Source organism: Caulobacter sp. 17J80-11 (assembly GCF_014349105.1).
In the GTDB taxonomy this organism is placed as follows: domain Bacteria; phylum Pseudomonadota; class Alphaproteobacteria; order Caulobacterales; family Caulobacteraceae; genus 17J80-11.
In genome coordinates this window covers 157895-176504 of sequence record NZ_JACSJI010000006.1, presented here as the reverse complement: position 1 = coordinate 176504, position 18610 = coordinate 157895, and the positions used below count along the sequence as shown (strand labels likewise).

The 18610-nt window shown below is 71.1% G+C and carries 18 protein-coding genes and 1 tRNA gene; 6 read left to right on the top strand and 13 right to left on the bottom strand.

The window, feature by feature from the left end; all coding sequences use genetic code 11:
- The first annotated feature begins 32 nt into the window (after positions 1 to 32).
- A complete protein-coding gene (locus H8B08_RS08645) occupies positions 33 to 1697 on the top strand; it encodes a lytic transglycosylase domain-containing protein (protein WP_187449794.1) in 1665 nt (554 codons plus the stop codon).
- Here the strand turns inward: H8B08_RS08645 and H8B08_RS08640 are convergent, their stop codons facing one another.
- From H8B08_RS08640 to H8B08_RS08625, 4 genes are read right to left on the bottom strand one after another with little or no spacing between them, the layout of a single operon-like run.
- Positions 1698 to 2273 (bottom strand): DUF2064 domain-containing protein, encoded by a 576-nt coding sequence (locus H8B08_RS08640; RefSeq protein WP_187449793.1) that lies wholly within the window; start codon positions 2271 to 2273, stop codon positions 1698 to 1700.
- On the bottom strand, positions 2270 to 2953 hold the full coding sequence (locus tag H8B08_RS08635; protein WP_187449792.1) for a TIGR04283 family arsenosugar biosynthesis glycosyltransferase: 684 nt from the start codon (positions 2951 to 2953) through the stop codon (positions 2270 to 2272). Before H8B08_RS08635 ends, H8B08_RS08640 begins: the two co-directional genes overlap by 4 nt.
- Before the next feature lie 30 nt (positions 2954 to 2983).
- Complete coding sequence (locus H8B08_RS08630) at positions 2984 to 3325, bottom strand: helix-turn-helix transcriptional regulator (protein WP_187449791.1); 342 nt, start codon at positions 3323 to 3325, stop codon at positions 2984 to 2986.
- Positions 3312 to 3761, bottom strand: coding sequence for an SRPBCC family protein (locus tag H8B08_RS08625; RefSeq protein ID WP_187449790.1), 450 nt, complete (start codon positions 3759 to 3761; stop codon positions 3312 to 3314). The genes H8B08_RS08630 and H8B08_RS08625 overlap by 14 nt, the downstream gene beginning before the upstream one ends.
- A gap of 140 nt (positions 3762 to 3901) precedes the next feature.
- On the opposite strand from H8B08_RS08625, the gene H8B08_RS08620 reads away from it, so the two are divergent.
- The gene (locus H8B08_RS08620; protein ID WP_187449789.1) at positions 3902 to 4837 is read left to right on the top strand and encodes a TraB/GumN family protein; all 936 of its coding nucleotides are present in this window, start codon (positions 3902 to 3904) and stop codon (positions 4835 to 4837) included.
- A 53-nt stretch (positions 4838 to 4890) separates the two neighbouring features.
- Positions 4891 to 5970: a PA0069 family radical SAM protein gene (locus H8B08_RS08615; protein WP_187449788.1), complete on the top strand. Its 1080-nt coding sequence runs from the start codon at positions 4891 to 4893 to the stop codon at positions 5968 to 5970.
- Here H8B08_RS08615 and H8B08_RS08610 read toward each other — a convergent pair.
- Positions 5967 to 7061: a class I SAM-dependent methyltransferase gene (locus H8B08_RS08610; RefSeq protein ID WP_187449787.1), complete on the bottom strand. Its 1095-nt coding sequence runs from the start codon at positions 7059 to 7061 to the stop codon at positions 5967 to 5969. The genes H8B08_RS08615 and H8B08_RS08610 overlap by 4 nt on opposite strands.
- A gap of 95 nt (positions 7062 to 7156) precedes the next feature.
- The gene (locus H8B08_RS08605) at positions 7157 to 8425 is read right to left on the bottom strand and encodes a class I SAM-dependent RNA methyltransferase (protein ID WP_187449786.1); all 1269 of its coding nucleotides are present in this window, start codon (positions 8423 to 8425) and stop codon (positions 7157 to 7159) included.
- Positions 8426 to 8624: 199 nt separating this feature from the next.
- On the opposite strand from H8B08_RS08605, the gene H8B08_RS08600 reads away from it, so the two are divergent.
- Together H8B08_RS08600 and H8B08_RS08595 are read left to right on the top strand one after the other, a co-directional pair.
- Entirely contained in the window at positions 8625 to 9215 is a 591-nt protein-coding gene (locus tag H8B08_RS08600; protein ID WP_187449785.1) for a hypothetical protein, read from the top strand.
- 230 nt (positions 9216 to 9445) lie between these two features.
- On the top strand, positions 9446 to 10084 hold the full coding sequence (locus tag H8B08_RS08595) for a glycine zipper 2TM domain-containing protein (RefSeq protein WP_187449784.1): 639 nt from the start codon (positions 9446 to 9448) through the stop codon (positions 10082 to 10084).
- A gap of 51 nt (positions 10085 to 10135) precedes the next feature.
- Here the strand turns inward: H8B08_RS08595 and H8B08_RS08590 are convergent, their stop codons facing one another.
- The 5 genes from H8B08_RS08590 to H8B08_RS08570 form a co-directional block, all read right to left on the bottom strand.
- A complete protein-coding gene (locus H8B08_RS08590; RefSeq protein WP_187449836.1) occupies positions 10136 to 10867 on the bottom strand; it encodes a TlyA family RNA methyltransferase in 732 nt (243 codons plus the stop codon).
- The gene (locus tag H8B08_RS08585) at positions 10864 to 13539 is read right to left on the bottom strand and encodes a valine--tRNA ligase (RefSeq protein ID WP_187449783.1); all 2676 of its coding nucleotides are present in this window, start codon (positions 13537 to 13539) and stop codon (positions 10864 to 10866) included. Before H8B08_RS08585 ends, H8B08_RS08590 begins: the two co-directional genes overlap by 4 nt.
- Positions 13540 to 13610: 71 nt before the next feature.
- Positions 13611 to 14186 carry a DUF2497 domain-containing protein gene (locus tag H8B08_RS08580; protein ID WP_187449782.1) on the bottom strand — a complete coding sequence of 192 codons (576 nt, stop codon included), beginning with the start codon at positions 14184 to 14186 and terminating at the stop codon, positions 13611 to 13613.
- 109 nt (positions 14187 to 14295) lie between these two features.
- A complete protein-coding gene (locus H8B08_RS08575; protein WP_187449781.1) occupies positions 14296 to 15774 on the bottom strand; it encodes a TolC family outer membrane protein in 1479 nt (492 codons plus the stop codon).
- A gap of 148 nt (positions 15775 to 15922) precedes the next feature.
- The gene (locus tag H8B08_RS08570) at positions 15923 to 16552 is read right to left on the bottom strand and encodes a protein-L-isoaspartate O-methyltransferase (RefSeq protein ID WP_187449780.1); all 630 of its coding nucleotides are present in this window, start codon (positions 16550 to 16552) and stop codon (positions 15923 to 15925) included.
- Positions 16553 to 16731: 179 nt separating this feature from the next.
- Between H8B08_RS08570 and H8B08_RS08565 the strand changes: the two genes are divergently transcribed.
- Positions 16732 to 16805 (top strand) — tRNA-Cys (locus H8B08_RS08565).
- 50 nt (positions 16806 to 16855) lie between these two features.
- Here H8B08_RS08565 and H8B08_RS08560 read toward each other — a convergent pair.
- Both H8B08_RS08560 and H8B08_RS08555 read right to left on the bottom strand, forming a co-directional pair.
- The gene (locus H8B08_RS08560) at positions 16856 to 17191 is read right to left on the bottom strand and encodes a hypothetical protein (RefSeq protein ID WP_187449779.1); all 336 of its coding nucleotides are present in this window, start codon (positions 17189 to 17191) and stop codon (positions 16856 to 16858) included.
- Positions 17192 to 17201: 10 nt separating this feature from the next.
- Positions 17202 to 18608, bottom strand: a complete 1407-nt coding sequence (locus H8B08_RS08555; protein WP_187449778.1) for an MBOAT family protein — start codon at positions 18606 to 18608, stop codon at positions 17202 to 17204.
- Positions 18609 to 18610 lie beyond the last annotated feature (2 nt).

Here is an 18610-nt window from a genome sequence, read left to right as displayed (position 1 = left end):
GACGGGGTTCGGGTCGGCTCAGAGGGGTTCGGATGAAGTCGGTACGGAGCGCGGCGATCGCGCTTTCCGCCCTGATGTTCGTCGTCGCCGGCGCCCCTGCGCGCGCCGCGGAAGCGCCCAAGGCCCTGTCGCCCTGGGACGCCCAGCTGTACGCCGCCGCCTTCGACGCCGTGAAACGCGGCGACTTCGCCTCCGCCGAACAGAACACCGCCAGGGTCTCCGACAAGAGCCTGCTCGGCTTCGTCGAGTTCCAGAAGCTCTTCCACCCGACCGCCTACACCGCCACCTACGCCGAGCTGATGGCGTGGCTGGACAAGTACGCCGACCTGCCCGGCGCCCAGCGCGTGCGTGCGCTCGCGGCCAAGCGCAAGCCCACCGAGACCTCGATCGACGGGGTCGCTCCGACCACGGTCACCCCAGCGGGCCAGCGCACCTGGGAGAGCATCGACGCGGTCCTCAACGCGGTGCAGACCGGCGAGCGGTTCGAGCCGCTGACCCCGAAGGCCGCCCGTGAGGCGCTGAACGCCGGCGACCTGACCAACGCGCGCAAGCTGGCCACCGAGACCGGCGACTGGTGGGTGGCGGGCCTCGCCGCCTGGCGCCAGCGCGACTACGAAGAGGCCTTCCGCCGCTTCGAAATGATCGCCCTGGACGTCACCGAGGACCCGTGGGTGCGCTCCGGCGGCGCCTACTGGGCCGCCCGCTCGGCGGTCGCCCGGGGAACGCCCCAGGACGCGCCGGAGCTGCTGCGCGTGGCCGCGCAGTTCCCGCACACCTTCTACGGCATGATCGCCGAGCGGCAGCTGGGCCTCGAGCCGGCGCTGCGCACCGGCCCCCAGCCTTACCTGGCGCAAGCCGCCCAGCCGGTGGTCATGAAGACCGCCGCGGCTGGCGGTGACCTCGCCACGCCCGCCCTGCAGCAGCTGATCAAGACCAACCCGCGCGCCAAGCGCGCCGTGGCCCTGGCCCAGCTGGGCCAGACCATGGACGCGGGCCTGGAGCTGCGCGCCGGCATGGCGGCCGCCCGCACCGAGCCGGAGCGCGCCGACTGGACCGCGCTGGCCATGGCGCTGAACGACCAGCTGTCGGCCAGCCGAACCCGCGACGTGGTGGACGCGCGCGACTATCCGATGCCCGATCTGGGCGTCGACGTGCCGTTCACGGTCGACAAGGCCCTGCTCTACGCCCTGATGCGCCGCGAGAGCCGCTTCGATCCGTCCGCCCAGAGCAACGTCGGCGCCTACGGCCTGATGCAGGTCATGCCGTCGACCGCCGCCTGGCTGACCGGCGACGACAAGCTGGCCAAGAAGCCCGAACTGCTGCTCGACCCGGCCACCAACCTGCGCGTCGGGCAGGCCTACATCGCCTACCTGGCCAGCCAGGGCCCGGTCGGCAACGACATGCTGCGCGTGATCGCCGCCTACAACGGCGGCCCGCTGCGGGTCATGGATCCGGCCAAGCAGCTCGGCCCCGACGCCGACGTCCTGACCTTCATCGAGAGCATTCAGGTCCCGCAGACCCGCGTGTACGTCGAAGAGGTGATGGCCGCCTACTGGGCCTATCGTCGGATCATGGGCCAGGACACCAAGTCGCTGGACGCGGTCGCCGCCGGCGCCAAGCGCGTCGACATGCGCCTGGACACCCAAGGGGCGCCGCAGCCCCTCGCCACCGCCGCCCTGATCAACGGCGAGAAGTGATCACAGCCGCGCGCGCCGCCGCCAGGCCCTGAGCGCCGGCCCGTCGTCCACGTCCGCCAAAACCTCCAGCACCGCCGCTTCTCCGGCCAGCGCCGCCCGCGTGTCCGCAAAGGCGTCCGGCGTCGACCACCGCACGCCCGGAAAGGCGATGCGCCGCGCCTTCGACGGCGACAGGGCCAGAATCCAGAAGCCGCCATCCTCCGCGGGACCTATGGCCGCGCCGGTCGGACGCGCCGCGTCGAAGGCGCGGGCGATCCGCGCGGGCGTGACGTCCGGCGCGTCCGTGCCGATCACCGCCACCGGCCCGCGCGCATGCGCCCGGATCGCCCGCTCCAGCCGCGCCCCAAGGTCGCCGCCGCCCTGCCCTTCGCAAACGAAGCCCGACAGGCCTGCCGCGTCGGGCGTGATCCGCACCACCACCCGCCAGCGCGGGTCCGCCAACCGCCGCAGCAGTCGTGCGGTCATGGTCCGGTAGGCGCGCCACGCCTCCACCGCGCCGACGTCGCGCGCCAGCCGCGACTTGCCGACCCCGATGGCCGGCGCGCGGGCGAAGACGATCACGGTTGGGCGGCTCATCGGCCGCGCTCGTAGCGTTTCGCGAGGTCTCGCGGGTCTGCCCCGACCAGGAAGCGAGCCAGGATCGCCCAGTTGCCCGCGGTGCGGGCCAGCCAGCCCTCGCGCCGGAACCGTTCGGCGCTGGTCACCGCCCGGGCCGCCAGCGGCCGAAGCCGCCCGCGCCCGAGCCGGCGCACGATCTCGACGTCCTCCAGCAGCGGCCAGTCGGGATAGCCGCCAACCTTGTCGTAGAGGGCCTGCGGCAGCAGCAGCCCCTGGTCGCCGTAGACCAGGCCGAACAGCCGGTTGCGCACGGCGACCCCGGCCGCCCACAGGCGAGCCGCCGCGCCCGCGTCGTCGAAGCCCAGGCGGAAGTAGCCGGCCCGGTCAGGCCAGGCCTGCAGGTGGTCGCGCACCGCCTCGATCCAGCCCGGCTCCAGCCGCGTGTCGGCGTGCAAGATGAGAAGCCACGGCCCCTTCGCCGCGGCGCAGCCGGCGCGCAGCTGCGCGCCCCGGCCCCGCTCGGCCTCGACCAGCCGAGCGCCTGAGGCGTCGGCGAGCGCGCGCGTCTCGTCGGTCCAGCCGGCGTCGGCGATCACCACCTCGCGGATCAGGCCTTCGACCACGCCGGGAACCAGCGCCGCCAGCGTCTCCGCCAGCCGCGGTCCGGCGTTCAGGGTCGGAATCACCACCGAGATCACGCCGGGATCAAAGCGCGGCTGCGGCTCCGGTCAATCGCTCTCCACCAGCGCGCGCAGCCGCCCCAGCGCGCCGTCCCACTGCGCCGACACCTCGTCGAGGTAGGAGCGCGCGTCGGCGATCGGCTCGGGCCGGTAGGTGAAGCGGCTCTCGCGGCCGACGCGCAGGCTGCTGACCAGGCCCGCCTCCTCCAGCACATGCAGGTGCTTGGTGACCGCCTGGCGGGTCAGGCTGGTGTCGGACGACAGGGCCGAGATCGAGCGCGCCTGGCCGTCGCTGAGCCGGGCCAGCAGGCCCAGGCGCGTGCGGTCGCCCAGCGCCGCGAACACCGGCGCCGGGTCCCGCTCGCGCAGCCGGACGTTAGGCTTCGACATGGGCGCGGATGTTCTGCATCTGGGCGGCCCAGCCGCCGTCGTTCATGCGGAAGGCCTCGGCGCGGCGGTGAGCCGGGACCGCGTCAAAGCCGGACTCCACGACGGTCAGGCGCGTGCCGCTGTCCGTGGGCTCCAGGCTGAACTCGACCAGGGTCGGCGTCTCCTGCGAATAGTCGACCTTCGGATCCACGGCGTAGGGGTGCCAAGTGTAGGCGAACACCCGCGCCGCCTCGTCCATCCGCACGATCCGCGCCTGCCAGACCACGTGCTCGTAACCCGGATGGGTGATCTGTCCGCGCGCGATCTCGCCCGGCACGAACGGGCCTTCCACCTTCACCCGGAACCACTGGCCGAACTGGTCGGCGTCGGTCAGGGCCCGCCACACACGCTCGAGCGGGGCGTTCAGGTCCACGGTCTTTTCGATGCGGTCGGACATCAGCAACCTCCTGGTTGCGGGGTTGATAGCCCGATCCAGACAATCCCGCAACTGAATGGTTGCGCGATTTCGAATTTCCTACGGTCACGCTTTCGCCGCAAGCTCGCAGACCAATGCTCGGCCAATCGCCGGAGTCGCCCGTGATCGTCCGCTCGCTCGCCGCCCTCGCCGTCGTCCTCATGCTGTCCGCGGGTCCCGCCGCCGCCCAGACGCTGGAGGATCCCGACGCCGCCGTCGTGGAAGACCTGATCGTCAGGGCCCGCCTGCCCGGCCCGGCCTGGTGGAAGGTCACCGACGGCGACAGCACGGTCTACATCCTGGGCGCCCCCGACGGGCAGCTGCCGCCCGGCATGACATGGGATCACGCCGTACTGGAAAACCGGCTGAAGGGCGCCCACACCCTGATCGACGGGGTCAGCCTGGCGGCCGGGCTCGGCGACGTCCCGGCCTTGGTGAAGCTTCGCAAGCAGCTGCGCACCGAGACGCCGATGGAGGCCAACCTGCCGGCGGACCTGCGCGCGCGTTTCGTCTCGGCGCGCGAACGCGCCGGGCGGCCGGCGAGCCGCTACGCGGAGTGGATCCCGCTGGTCGCCGGCGCGCGGCTGGCGAGCGACACGGGTCGCGGCTGGACCAGCGTCGAACCCCAGATCCGCAAGTCGGCCAAGAAGGCCAAGGCCAAGGTGCGCAGCACCCGATACGAGGCCGTGCCGGCCGTACAACGCGTACTGGCGAACCTGACCCCGGCCGTCCAACACCAATGCCTCGGGGCCATCCTCGACGACCTCGAGGCCGGCGACGCGCCGGCCAGGCGCGCCGCCGAGGGCTGGGCCCGCGGCGACGTCGCCGCCGCCATCAGCGCGCCGCGCAAGTTCGACCGCTGCCTGCTGCTGCTGTCCGGCGGCGTCGAGCTGCGCAAACGCGCCCTGAACGACCAGACCGCCGCCATCGCGAACGCCCTGAACACCCCCGGCCACGCGGTCGCGGTCGTGCCCCTGCGCCGGCTGCTGGCCGAGGACGGCGTGATCGCCGCGCTGAAGGCGCGCGGCCTCAAGGTGACCGGCCCGGGCGAGGGCTGATCGCCGCACCATCCGTTCTTGTTTCGTTCCCGAGGCGGGCGTAGAGTGCGGGCATGGCCATCCACCCTGCCCTGCCCCGCGGGCGCGGCGCCCGCTCCAACGCCACCGGCCGCTATGAAAGCGACAAGCGCGAGGCGTTCGACGACGGCTGGCTGCCCGACGACGACGAGCCGAAGCAGATCGAGACCCTGCTGAGCCCCGAGCGGGCCAAGACCATCCTGACCCGCAACGACAGCCCCGACATCGGCTTCGACCGGTCGATCAATCCCTACAGGGGCTGCGAACACGGCTGCACCTACTGCTACGCGCGTCCCGCCCACGCCTATATGGGCCTGTCGCCGGGCCTGGATTTCGAGAGCAAGCTGTTCTTCAAGCCCGAGGCGGCGGCGCTGCTGGAGAAGGAGCTCTCCAAGCCCGGCTACAAGTGCGAGAAAGTGCACATCGGCGGCAACACCGACCCCTACCAGCCGATCGAGCGCAAGCTCGGCATCACCCGCCAGGTGCTGGAGGTGCTGGACCGCTACAACCACCCGCTCAGCGTCATCACCAAGTCGGCGCTGATCGTGCGCGACGTCGACATCCTCTCGCGCATGGCCGAGCGCAAGCTGGCCGGGGCCTACGTCTCGATCACCACGCTGGATCGCAAGCTGGCCCGGGCCATGGAGCCGCGCGCAGCCACGCCGGAAAAGCGGCTCGAGGCGATCAAGCGGCTGGCCGACGCCGGCGTGCCGGTCGGGGTCGGCTTCGCCCCGGCCATTCCGGGTCTGAACGACCACGAGATGGAAAGCGTCCTGGAGCGCGCGGCCGAGGCCGGCGCGACCCGGGCCATGTTCGTGACGCTGCGCTTGCCGCTGGAGATCAAGGACCTGTTCCGCGAGTGGCTGGAGGAGGCCCGCCCCGACCGCGCGGCACGGGTGATGTCCCTGGTCCGCCAGACCCGCGGCGGGCGCGATTACGACGCCCAGTGGGGCACGCGCATGAAAGGGACCGGCCCGGTCGCCGACCTGCTGGCCAAACGCTTCGCCCTGGCCTGCAAGCGCTACGGCCTGAACCGAGAGCGGACCATCGAGGCCGACACCAGCCAGTTCCGCGTGCCGCCCAAGGCCGGGGACCAGATGAGCCTGTTCGGTTAGGCGCTCCCGTCTCCTCCCCTGCGCAGCGGGGGAGGAGATTTCTCGAACAGCCACGCCTTAGTCAGGAACGCCTTGTCGGACCCGGCCGGGCTGAGGCCCGCCTCGCCGAACAGCGCCTCGACGTCGGTCGCCTGCCAGCTGGCGTAGTACGGCTCGTGGAAGAAGGCCGGAAAGGCCTCCAGCAGCCGCGCCAGTCCCGGCTCGTCCTGCGGCTGGACGGAGTCGGCGAGCGCCAGAAGGCCGCCCGGCTTCAGCCCCCGCGCGATCTCGGCGGCCACCACGGGCCGGACCTTCGGCGGCAGCTCGTGGAACAGGTAGATGCAGCTGACCGCGTCGAGGCTGGCGTCGGCGAACGGCAGGCGCTCGGCGTGGCCCTGCGTCACCGGCGCGCCGCTGCGGGCGGCGGCTTCGCGCGCATAACTCGGCGACAGGTCCAGCCCCATCACCCGGGCGCGCGGAAACGCGGTCTTCAGGTCGGTGAGGAAGGCTCCCGCTCCGCAGGCCAGGTCGACCACCGTCAGGCCGCGCTGGTCGCGCCCGCGCCAGGCCCGGGCCAGCAGCGACAGGGCCCGCCGGCGCATGGCCCCGGCCGCGCCCGAGAACAGCGCCTCGACCTGCGGCTCGTAGCGGCGCGCGCTGTCCGGGGTGAACCAGCCGCCGCTCTGAAAGTGGAAGTTCTGCCGATAGTAGAGCGGATAAGCTTCTGATCCGGCTTCGCTCCTGGCTTCGACGCCGCCCTTGCGCCGACGCCGGTCGGCCACCTCGCGCGCGTCCTTCACCAGGTCCTCGACCGCGTCGAAGGCCCGGCGCGGGTCGCTGAACATCGGCTCGGAGGCCGGGTAGAGCCCGGCCGCGACGTCGGCCGCGTCCTTCACGAACGCCTCCAGCCAGGCGCGCCGAAGGCGCAGCCGGTCCGGCGGCGGCGTGGTCGGCTCGAACCGTTCCGCTTCGTCATGGTCGCGCCGCTGCGAGGCCCGCCGCGCCGCGAAGCCGCCCGCCGTCCAGAACGCCGCCTTGAAGGTCGATCGCAACGCCTGCAGGCCGGCGTCGCCGGCGAAGGCGGATCTGCGGGCGGCCCGGACCTCAGGCATAGCGGCTCCCCTAGAGAGCCTCAGCCAATCGGCTGAGGCTCTGGAATTTTGAGTGAGCGCATTTTCTGCGCCGAACCACTTCGACGGAAAATGCGCTAGCGGCGGAAGACTCCGACCACCTCGATGTGGGGAGACCACAGGAACTGGTCCACCGGGGTGACCTTCTCAAGCTGGAAGCCCGCATTCACCAGCACGCGAGCGTCGCGCGCGAAGGTCGCGGGATTGCAGGAGATTCCGACCACGGTGGCGGCCTTCGACCGGGCGATCTCGAGGGTCTGGGCGGCCGCGCCGGCCCGCGGCGGATCGAACACGATGGCGTCGATCTTCTTCATCTCCTCGGCCACCACCGGCGCGCGGAAAAGGTCGCGGGTCTCGGCCGTGATCGGCTTCAGGCCCGGCGCGGTGGCGATGGCCGACTTCAGGGCCCGCACAGCCGGCTCGTGCGCGTCCGCCGCGAACACCGGGGCCAGCTCGGCCATGCGGAAGGTGAAGGTCCCCGCGCCGCAGAACAGGTCGGCCAGGCGCCCCGCGCCGGCGACAGCGTCCAGCGTCAGGCGAGCCATGGCCTCCTCGGCCTGCGGCGTCGCCTGGAGGAAGGAGCCGGCCGGCAAGGCCACGGTCGCCGGGCCGAACCGTACGGTGGGCTGGCGCGCCATGTAGATGATCTCGCCCGACATGGTCACCCGCGCCAGGTCGGCGGCGGCGGCGGCTTCGGCCGCCTGCATGCGCCGGTCAGCCGACAGGCCGCCGCTCTTGCGCTCCACCCCGGTCACGTCGACGTCCAGGCCCGACAGCGTGGCGGTGACGTGGAGCGTCGGGGCCGACTTCGGGTGCTCCAGGAAGGCGGCCGCCAGGGCGCGCAGGCCCGGCAGGGCGCGCACCAACGCCGGATCGGCCACCGGACAGCTGGTGATCTCCACCAGCCGCCAGGAGCGGCGCGCCTTGAAGCCCAGCGCCGCGCCCCCGCCCTTGCCCGGGCGGGCGTGCAGGGCCAGGCGCCGGCGCGAGGCCGGCGGACAGGCGATGGTGTCGGCGATCTCGGTCTCCAGCCGCTCGCGCCCCAGCGCCAGGCGCACCTGCTCGCGCTTCCAGGCCAGGTACGGCTCGGCCGCCCAGTGCTGCAGGGCGCAGCCGCCGCATTCGCCGTAGTGCGGCGAGACCGGCGCGATCCGCTCGGGGCTGGCCTCGAGCAGCTCCAGCACCTCGCCGCGGTCACCCTCGACCCGCACGCGCGCGCGCTCGCCCGGCAGGGTCAGCGGCACGAAGACGTGGCCGGCGGCGACGCCGTCGCCCTGCCCTCCGACGCTGAGGATCTCCAGCTCTTCGACGCGGGCGGGAACGGGCTTGTGAGGATGCTTCGACATGGGGCCGCTTGTGCCCCACGCCGCCGGCGGAAGGAAGGCGCGCCAGCACGCCAAAGAATAACTGGGTTTCCGAAGCTGAACGAAAATGAACGGCCCAGTCAAAGGCCGTTCAGCTTCACCCTGCGCAAATGGGCGTGTCGGGTGAGGCTCCCGAAATCGGAAAGAGCCCGCTCAAAGAAAACGCTTGGGAGCCAGACCAATGAAGTTCCGCCCCGTCGTCCTCGCCGTCGCCGCCTCGCTCGTCGCGGGCGCCGTCTCGGTTCCGACCTTCGCCGCCGCCCAGACCTACGGCGGCCAGGCCTATGGCGACGCCAACTACGACCCGTGCACCCGCGAAGCCCGGCAGCGCCAGACCACCGGCGCGGTGCTGGGCGCCATCCTCGGCGCGGCCGCCGGCTCCGGCGTCGCCGCCAAGGGCGCCAAGACCGAAGGCGGCGCGCTGGGCGCGGTCGTCGGCGCGGCGGTCGGCGCCAAGGCCGGTCAGCGCACCGCCGCCTGCGGCACCACCGGCCAGGGCTACGGCTCGAACGGCTACGGGAACGGCGGCTTCTATGGCAACGACAACTACGGCGGCCGGGACTACGGCTACCGCGAGCCGGTCTACGATCCGTACGCGCGCCGTGACCGCGACTATGACGACGACTATCGCCGCCCGGTCGCCGACACCCCGCCGCCGGTCGACGGCTGCCGTCTGGCCGAGAGCCCGATCTACCTGCCCGACGGCCGCACCGAGATGCGCTACGTGCGCGTCTGCCCGGACCAGAACGGCCGCTACCGCGTCGTCGACTGATCTAAGCAGCCCCGCCCTCAGCCGACGTCTGGAGAGCCGCCCGCGCCCGCGCGGGCGGCTTTTTCAATGCACGCAGCGCCGCTACCGGGCGCCACCGCGGCGAACTTTGTTCCATGAACATGGATGAACGGACCCGATCAGGCGTTGTTCAGGTTGAAGCGTGTCAATTCGCTTCGACAAAGCGAGCCGCGGCCCGGACGACCGGGACCGCCCTCGAGAGGAGGGATCCCATGAAGTACGCTTCCGCGTCCCGTGTCCTGGTCGCCGCCCTGGTGGCGACCTCCGTCCTGGTCCCCACGATCGCCAGCGCCGACGATCCGTACGATCGGCGCGGCGACGGCTACTACGACAATCGCCACGACGACCGGTACGACGACCGGTATCGTGACGACCGGTATCGCGACGACCGGTATCGCGACGACCGCTACGGCGACGACCGCTATCGCGGCCAGCGGGTCCGCTACGGCGACTACCGCTACTACCAGGACGCCTGCCAGGACGAGAAGCGCAAGCGGCGCAACACCGGCGCGGCGGTCGGCGCCGTCGCCGGCGCGACGGTCGGCTCGCAGGTCGCAGGTCGCGGCCAGCGCACCGAAGGCGCGGTCCTGGGCGCGGTCGCCGGCGCGGTGATCGGCGCCGAGGTCGGCCGCAAGTCGGCGAAGAACTCGGCCGCCTGCGACGCGACGGGTCCCTACTGGTCGCGCAACGACACCCGTGACTGGCGCTACGGCGAACGCTGGCAGACCCAGCCGGGTCGCCGCAACGACACCTATTACGCCCGCCAGGGCTGCCGCTGGGCCCAGGACTATCGCGGCGACTACTTCCGGGTCTGCCCGGACCGGCAGGGCCGCTATCGCGTCGCTTACTAGAGCGCGCTCCGGGAAAGTGGATCCGGCTTTGCGATCAGAACGCGCTCAAGCTTAGCCAAGGCGCGCCCAGAGCAGGTGTTCGCGGTTGCCGTCGGCCCCGGTGATCGGGCTGTCGGCGACCGCGAGCACGCGCCACCCGCGGGCCTCCAGCCAACTCCGCACGTCTTCGACAACGCGGGTGTGAACGGCCGGGTTCTTCACCACCCCGCCCTTCCCCACGTGCTCCGGCCCGGCCTCGAACTGGGGCTTCACCAGGGCGACCAGATCGGCGCCGTCGGCGGCGAGGTCCAGCGGTACGGCCAGAACCTTGGCCAGGCCGATGAAGCTGGCGTCGCAAACCACCAGCTCGGGCGCTTCCGGGATCAGGCTCCGGTCAAGCGCGCGCGCGTCCGTGCCCTCCAGTGAAACCACCCGCGGGTCGCGCCCCAGGCTGGCGTGCAACTGCCCGCGGCCGACGTCGACCGCGTAGACCCGGCGCGCGCCGCGCGACAGGGCGACCTCGGTGAAGCCGCCGGTCGACGCGCCCACGTCCAGCACCACCCGTCCCTCGACCTTGACCGGCCACAGGCCCAGCGCATGGTCCAGTTTGAGCGCGCCGCGGCCGACCCAGCGATGCGCCGGCTCGGCCACAATCTCGGCGTCGGCGTCGACCGCTTCCGCCGCCTTCTCGACCACGCGGCCGGCGACGCGCACGCCGCCGGCTTCGATGGCGGCGCGCGCCTTGGCGCGGCTGTCGAACAGGCCGCGCTCGACCAGCAGGACGTCCAGCCGCTTGCGCGTCAGGCCACCGCCTCCAGACGCGCCAGGGCCGACTGCAGCTTGGCCTTGGCCTCTTCCGCCTCGGCGAGACGCTCGCGGTTCTCCTCGACCACCTCTTCCTTGGCGCGGGCCACGAAGTCGGGGTTGTCGAGCTTCTTGCGGGTCTTCTCGATGTCGCCGTCCAGCGCGCCGATCTCCTTGGCCAGGCGGGCGCGTTCGGCCGCCAGGTCGATGAACTCGGCGATCGACAGGGCGCCGGTGGCTTCGCCGGCCGCGAACGGCGCGGCGCCGGCCGGCACGGCGTCGGCTTCCTTGACGTCCGAGGCGCGGGCCAGGGTGACGATCAGGTCGCGGTGACGGGCCAGACGCTCACGGGTGACGGCGTTGGCGCCGACCAGCACGATGGGCGCGCGCGCCGACGGCGGCACGTTCATCTCCGAGCGGATCGAACGCACGTCGGTGACCAGGTCGACCAGCCAGCCGATCTCGGCCTCCGCCTCGGCGTCGATCCAGGCCTGCGGCAGGGCCGGCCAGTCGGCGACGATCAGCATGCTCTCGCGCTTGGGACCGCCGAAGGCGGCGAGCTCGGCCCACAGCTCCTCGGTGAGGAACGGCATGACCGGGTGCAGCAGCTTCAGGCACTGGTCCAGCACCCAGGCGGCCATGGCGCGGGTCTCGGCCTTGGCGGCCTCGTCCTCGCCGTTCAGCACCGGCTTGGCCAGCTCCAGGTACCAGTCGCAGAACACGTTCCAGATGAAGCGGTAGAGGGCGCCTGCCGCGTCGTCGAAGGCGCAGGCCTCCAACGCCTTGGTGACCGCCTCGGCGGTCTTCACCGTCTCGCCGCGGATCCAGCGGTTCAGGGTCGACTTGACCTCGGCCGGGTCGAAGCCCTCGACCCGGACGCATTCGTTCATCTGGCAGAAGCGCGCGGCGTTCCACAGCTTCGTGCCGAAATTCCGATAGCCTTCAATGCGCTGCTTCGAGAGTTTGATGTCGCGCGCAGCTCCCGACATGGCCGTCATGGTGAAGCGCAGGGCGTCGGCCCCGAGCTCGTCGACCAGCTCCAGCGGGTCCATGACGTTGCCCTTGGACTTCGACATCTTCTGGCCGGTAGCGTCGCGGACCAGAGCGTTGATGAACACGCGCTTGAACGGCACGTCGTCCATGAAGTGCAGGCCCATCATCATCATCCGGGCGACCCAGAAGAAGATGATGTCGAAGCCGGTGACCAGGGTGTGGGTCGGGTAGAACCGCTTCAGGTCGGAGGTCTCCTCCGGCCAGCCCATGGTCGAGAACGGCCACAGGGCCGAGGAGAACCAGGTGTCGAGGACGTCCTCGTCCTGGCGCAGCTCGACGTCGGAGCCATAGTGCGCGCGCGCGGCGGCGCGGACCGCCTCCTCCGTCTCCTCGACGAAGACGTGTCCGTCCGGGCCGTACCAGGCCGGAATGCGGTGGCCCCACCAGAGCTGGCGCGACACGCACCAGGGCTCGATGTTGCGCATCCACTCGAAGTAGGTCTTCTCCCAGTTCTTCGGGACGAAGGCCATGTCGCCGGTCTCGACGGCCTTGATCGCCGGCTGGGCCAGGACCTCGGCGTTGACGTACCACTGGTCGGTCAGGAACGGCTCGATGACCACGCCCGAACGGTCGCCGTGCGGCACCGCATGGCGGGTCTTCTCGATCCCGCGCAGCAGGCCCAGCTCTTCCATCTTCGCGGTGATGGCGCGGCGCGCGTCGAAGCGGTCCATGCCGGCGAATTCGGCCGGGACCTGATCGTTCAGGCGCGCATAGGCGTCGAAGATGTTGATCATCTCCAGGCCGTGGCGCTTGCCGACCTGGAAGTCGTTGAAGTCGTGCGCAGGCGTGATCTTCACCGCGCCCGAGCCCTTCTCGGGGTCGGCGTACTCGTCGGCGACGATCGGGATCTTCCGCCCGGTGATCGGGTGAGCCAGCAGCTTGCCGACCAGGCCCTGATAGCGCTCGTCGCTGGGGTGGACGGCCACCGCCGTGTCGCCCAGCATGGTCTCCGGCCGGGTGGTGGCGACCACCACCTCGGTGATCTCGCCCACCGGGCCGTCCGCCAGCGGATAGGCGAAGTGGTAGTAGGCGCCGTCGACGGTCGGCTGCAGGACCTCCAGGTCCGAGATGGCGGTCTGGAAGTGCGGATCCCAGTTCACCAGCCGCTTGTCGCGGTAGATCAGGCCTTCCTTGTAGAGCTGGACGAACACCTTGCGGACGGCGGCCGACAGGCCCTCGTCCAGGGTGAAGCGTTCGCGGCTCCAGTCGCAGGACGCGCCCAGGCGTCGCAGCTGGTTCTGGATGGTGCCCGAGGATTCGGCCTTCCATTTCCAGACCCGCTCGACGAAGGCCTCGCGGCCCATGTCGCGCCGGCTCGGGCCGCCCTCGGCGGCCAGCATACGCTCGACCACCATCTGGGTGGCGATGCCCGCGTGGTCGGTGCCCGGCAGCCACAGCACCGCCTTGCCGCGCATGCGCTCGAAGCGCGCCAGCACGTCCTGCAGGGTGTTGTTCAGCGCGTGGCCGATGTGCAGCGAGCCGGTCACGTTCGGCGGCGGGATGACGATGGAGAACGGCTCGGCGTTCGGGTCGTCCTTGGGCGCGAAGGCGCCGGCGGCCTCCCACTGGGCGTAGAGGCGCGGTTCGGCGGTCTTGGGATCGAAACGGTTCTGGAGCATCGGATAAATGAAAGAGGGCGGACCCGGGGGGCCCGCCCTCTTAGCAGCCTGTTAGGGACGAAGCGAAGGGGTCAGCGGGCGCCGCGGCGCGCGATGCGTTCGACTTCCGACTGTACCTGGGCCTCGACGATGGCCGGCAGGTTCTGGTCCAGCCAGTCCTTCAGCATCGGGCGCATCAGTTCCTTGACCACGTCTTCGAGCGAACGGCCCTCGCGCGGCATCAGCAGGGTCGAAGCCAGGGCGCCGAAGGCGGCGGCGGCGGACTCGGCGGCACGATCGCTCACGAGACGCTCCGTTTCGGTTTGGCTGAAGCTGGCGACCGGGGCCGGCGCAGGCATTTCGCGCGGCGCGGCCTCGATGTCGCCGACCGTCTCGAACGGACGGATCGGCGTGGGCTCCGGAGCCGGGGCCGGCGCCGGTTCTTCATAGCGCTGGGTCAGCTCCAGCACTTCGTCGTCGGCCTCGTAGGCCACGTCGGCGATGTGCGAAGGCGTCTCGTCCATCATGGCCGGCGAGACGGCGTGCGCGACCGGCGCGGCCGCCGAAGCGGCCTGCGGTTCGGCCGGCGCCTCGTCTTCGGAGATGATGCGGCGGATGGAGGCGAGGATTTCCTCCATCGTCGGTTCTTGGGCGGTCTGGTCGGACATCGGCGCGGCCGTTCAGGTCTGGGATAACGTGGGATCACGCACAGCCTAAGGCCGACTGCGCGCGCCCGCAAACGCCTTCATGGTTAAATCGGAACCGATCAACGAAGGTTTACTGCGAAGGCTGCTTCGCGCTCAGTCGCTGGTCGATCGGCGCGTCCGTGTCCTTCTCGTTGTCGCTGGCGCCCGGCTTCAGGGTGCGGTCGACGACGGCGATCAGCGGCTCCCACGGCACGCCGCCCTTGCCCTTCACGCGGTTGAAGTTGCGCTTGGGATCGTACGCCGGGACATCCTGGACCAGGTTGGCGGCCTCCAGCCGGCCCATGGCCGACAGCAGGGTGGCGCCGGCGATGTACTGGTCGCGCCGGGCGTTGACGAGCGCCAGCTCGGAGGTCCGCAGCTCCTGCTCGGCGTTCAGCACGTCCAGAGTGGTGCGCAAGCCGACCTGGTTCTCCTGACGCACGCCCTCGGCGGCGATGCGCTGGGCGCGCACCTGCTCTTCGTTGGCGGTGTAGGCGGCCTTGGCCGACTGGAGCAGCGACCAGGCGTTGGAAACCTGGCGCAGCACGTCGCGGCGAGCGCCCTGCACGGCGATCTGGGCGGCGTTCTGGCGTTCCAGCTGCTGGCGGACCACCGAGGAATTCACGCCGCCGGTGTACAGCGGCACCGAGATGCTGGCGGTGGCGCGGACTTCCCGCTGGTCGAGGTTGGTCAGGAAGTCGTTGATCGAGGTCTGCGACGTGACGCTGGCCTGCAGCGAGGCGTTGGGCAGGAACTGCGACTTGGCCTGCACCACGCGGGCGCGGGCGGCGTCTTCGGCGTACTGGGCCGCGCGCAGGGCCGGGTTGGCCTGCTCGGCGGCGTCCATGGCGGCATCGAAGTCGCCCGGCATGCCCGGCAGGGTCGGCTCCTCGGCCAGCTCGCCCGGCGTCTGCCCCACCACCGAGGTGTAGGAAGCGCGGCTGACGGCCAGATTGGCCTGGGCGGCGGACAGGTTGGCCTGGGCGGCGGCCAGACGGGCTTCGGCCTGGGCGACGTCGGTGCGGGTGATCTCGCCGACCTCGAAGCGGGCGCTGGCTTCTTCCAGCTGACGCTGCAGGACGCGCACGTTCTCCTGCTGGATGCCCAGGGCCGCCAGGTCGCGACGGACGTCGGCGTAGGCCGTGACGACAGACTGCAGCACTTCCGCCTCGACCGAGCGCAGGTTCTCGCGGCCCTGCATGATGTCGGCCTCGGCCGCGCTCACGCCCGAAGCCACCCGGCCGCCGGTGTAGAGCGGCTGGGTCGCCGACAGCGAGGCCGACGACAGATAGCGCTCCTTCTCCAGCGGGAAGGACGAGATCACGAATTCCGGATCGCTGTAGGTCACCCCCACCGCCGCGTCGGCGTTGGGCCGCCATCCGGCGCGGGCCTGGACGTAGTTCTCGTCGAGCGCACGCAGGTTGGCGCGCTGCTGCTGCAGGGTCGGATTGGTCTGGTAGGCCAGCCCGATCGCTTCAGCCAGGGTCTCGGCGGAGGCCGCGCCGGCGCTCAGCGACAGCACCAGGCTCAGGGCCGCAGCCGATCGGAGGGCGCGACGGCGATTCGACATGACACTTAGTCCCTAAAGTCGGCCCAGGCGGCGCGAGTGCGACATATACTCACGCTCTGGCCGCCCGACCAGCAATCCACCAGTTAAGCTTTTTTCACGTTGGACCGCCGGAATTCCGTCGCCCGAAGGCGACGCTTTCGGAAGTCGCTCAGAACTGGAACGAAGGACGCCGCTCGAAACCCGCCAGAACCGGCGGCGCAGCGTCGAACACCTCGCGCGTCGCCACCGCCGACGGAGTGCGCACGTAAAGGCGCGCGCGGCCCACCGGCCCGTCCCGCTCGACCACCGCCAGGCGGCCGCCGACCTTCAGGGCCTCGATCCAGGCCGCCGGAGCCTCGGCCACCGCGCCTTCCGAAATGATCAGGTCGTAGTCGCCGCCCGTCGGGACGGCGAGGTCGCCCGCCTTGAGCTTCACCCCGTAATCGCCCAGCGCCGTCTCCAGCACGGCCACGGCGCGCGCGTCGCTTTCCTGAGCGGTGACGTCCAGGCCGATCGAGGCCAGGACCGCGCCGGCGTAGGGCGCCGCGATCGCCAGGGCCTTCTCGCCCGCCTTGGGCGCGGCCGCCTGCAGCAGCTTGGCCACTTCGCGCGGGCCCATCAGCCAGCGCTCGGGGCAGATCTCGACCGGGACCTCGGCATAGGCCGCGAACGCCCGGGCCGGGGCGCAGAACCGCTCCCGCGCGACCCGACGCATGGCGTCCTGGATCTCGAAATCGGTCACGTCGTTGGTCCGCACCTGGGACTCGACCATGTTCAGCCGCGCCGACACGAAATCCATCGCGCTCGCCTTTCCTTATAAGGGCCGCCTTTTGAATCGCGCCGCTTATAGGGCGCGCGCCGCGGAAATGGCAACGCAGGGCGAAACCCAGAAAAAACAGGAAAGTTTCGGACGCCTGTGCGTTGCGGGCTGGAAACCGATCTGCTAACCCCTCGCCTCTCCAGCGCGACAAGCGCCACGGCCTGGTGGCGGAGTGGTTACGCAGCGGACTGCAAATCCGTGTACCCGAGTTCGATTCTCGGCCAGGCCTCCAAACTTCCCTTCTGAATAAGAAGCTCGTCGCGCCGAGGGCGCCCCTCGCCGTCAGGCGGGCGGACGGCGCTTGCCCGACTCGGGGCGCGCCTTGGCCGCCTCGTAGTTCGAGCGCAGGCCGGCGCGCAGGTCGTCGAAGCCCGCCAGCTTGGTGCGCGCCGCCCAGGTGTCGGCCAGCGCGCGGATGGTCTCGGCGCGCCAGCTGGGTTCCAGGGTGTAGGCCCAGCTCTGCAGGGAGCGAGCGTTCAGGAACAGCAGCATCACCAGCGCCACCACCACGACCTGGGCGCCCCAGCGCCGGGCGCGGGAGGATTCCAGCTCGTCGGCGACCATTTCGCCTTCGCCGAAGATGTCGATCGCGCCGCCCGGGTGGGTCTCGGTCGTCATCCCCGCCTCCTCAGAACTGGAAGTAGATGAAAGGCGCCACGCCCTCGGGCCGCATGGCCTCGACGGCCAGCAGCACCAGGGCCAGACCCGCCCCGAACACCGGCGACGGAAGCGGACGGACCAGCCCGGCCAGCCGCTCCGCGGCGCGCGCCGGCAGGAAGTGCATGGCCAGGCCGCCGGCGATCAGCACGGCCAGGAAAGGCGTGACCAGAGCCGCCGGCTGCGTCACCCGCGCGAAGCCCTCCACGTAGTCCAGCGCCAGCTGGAAGGACTCGGCCCGGAACAGGATCCAGCCCAGGCAGACGATGTGGAAGGTGACCACGACGCCCAGCACGCTCGCCCATCGGCCGGTCGCGGCCGGGCGCCAGGCGCGCCACACCCGCTCGAACGCCAGCACCACGCCGTGCAGGCCGCCCCAGGCCACGAAGGTCCAGGCCGCGCCGTGCCAGACGCCGCCCAGCAGCATGGTGATCAAGACGTTGCGGCAGCCCTTCCACAGCGGACCGCGGCTGCCGCCCAGCGGAATGTAGAGGTAGTCGCGCAGCCAGCTCGACAGGCTGATGTGCCAGCGCCGCCAGAAGTCCTGCAGCGAGGCGGACCGGTACGGCTGGTCGAAGTTGCGCGGGAAGCGGTAGCCCAGCAGCGCCGCCACTCCGATGGCCATGTCGCTGTAGGCCGAGAAGTCGCAGTAGATCTGCACGGCGTAGGCGTAGACCGCGGCCAGCAGGTCCCAGGCGCCGTGGGCGCCGGGGTCGAAGAACACCGGATCGACGATGCCGGACGACAGCTCCGAGGCGATCACCGTCTTCTTGAACAGGCCCCAGGCGATCAGCAGGAAGGCGTGGGCGGTCATCTCGCGGGTGACCGTGGGCGTGCGCTCGAACTGCGGCAGCAGGTGGCTGGCCCGCACGATCGGACCCGCCACCAGGTGCGGGAAGAAGGACATCAGCAGGGTGACGTCGAGCAGCTTCGCCGCGGCCACCTTCTCGCGGTGAACGTCGATGACGTAGGACACGCCCTGGAAGGTGAAGAAGGAGATGCCGACCGGCAGCAGCACCTGCAGCAGCGGCAGGTCGCGCTCCCAGCCGAACAGGTGCAGCAGGGCCCCGCCCTGCTCCACGAAGAAGCCGTAGTACTTGAAGAAGCCGAGGATGGTCAGGTTGGCGGCGACGCCCAGGCCCACCACCCAGCGGCGGATGGTCGGCGTGTCGGCCCGCACGATCAACTGCGCCGCGCCCCAGTTCAGAAGCGCGCTGCCGGCCAGCAGGCCGACGAAGCGCCAGTCCCAGGCGCCGTAGAAGAACCAGCTGGCGGCGATCAGGAACGCCTTGCGGCGCTCGTTCTCGCGCTCGAGGCTCCACGACACCGCGTAGACCACCAGGAAGAACAGGGCGAACGCCATGGTCGGGAAGAGCATGG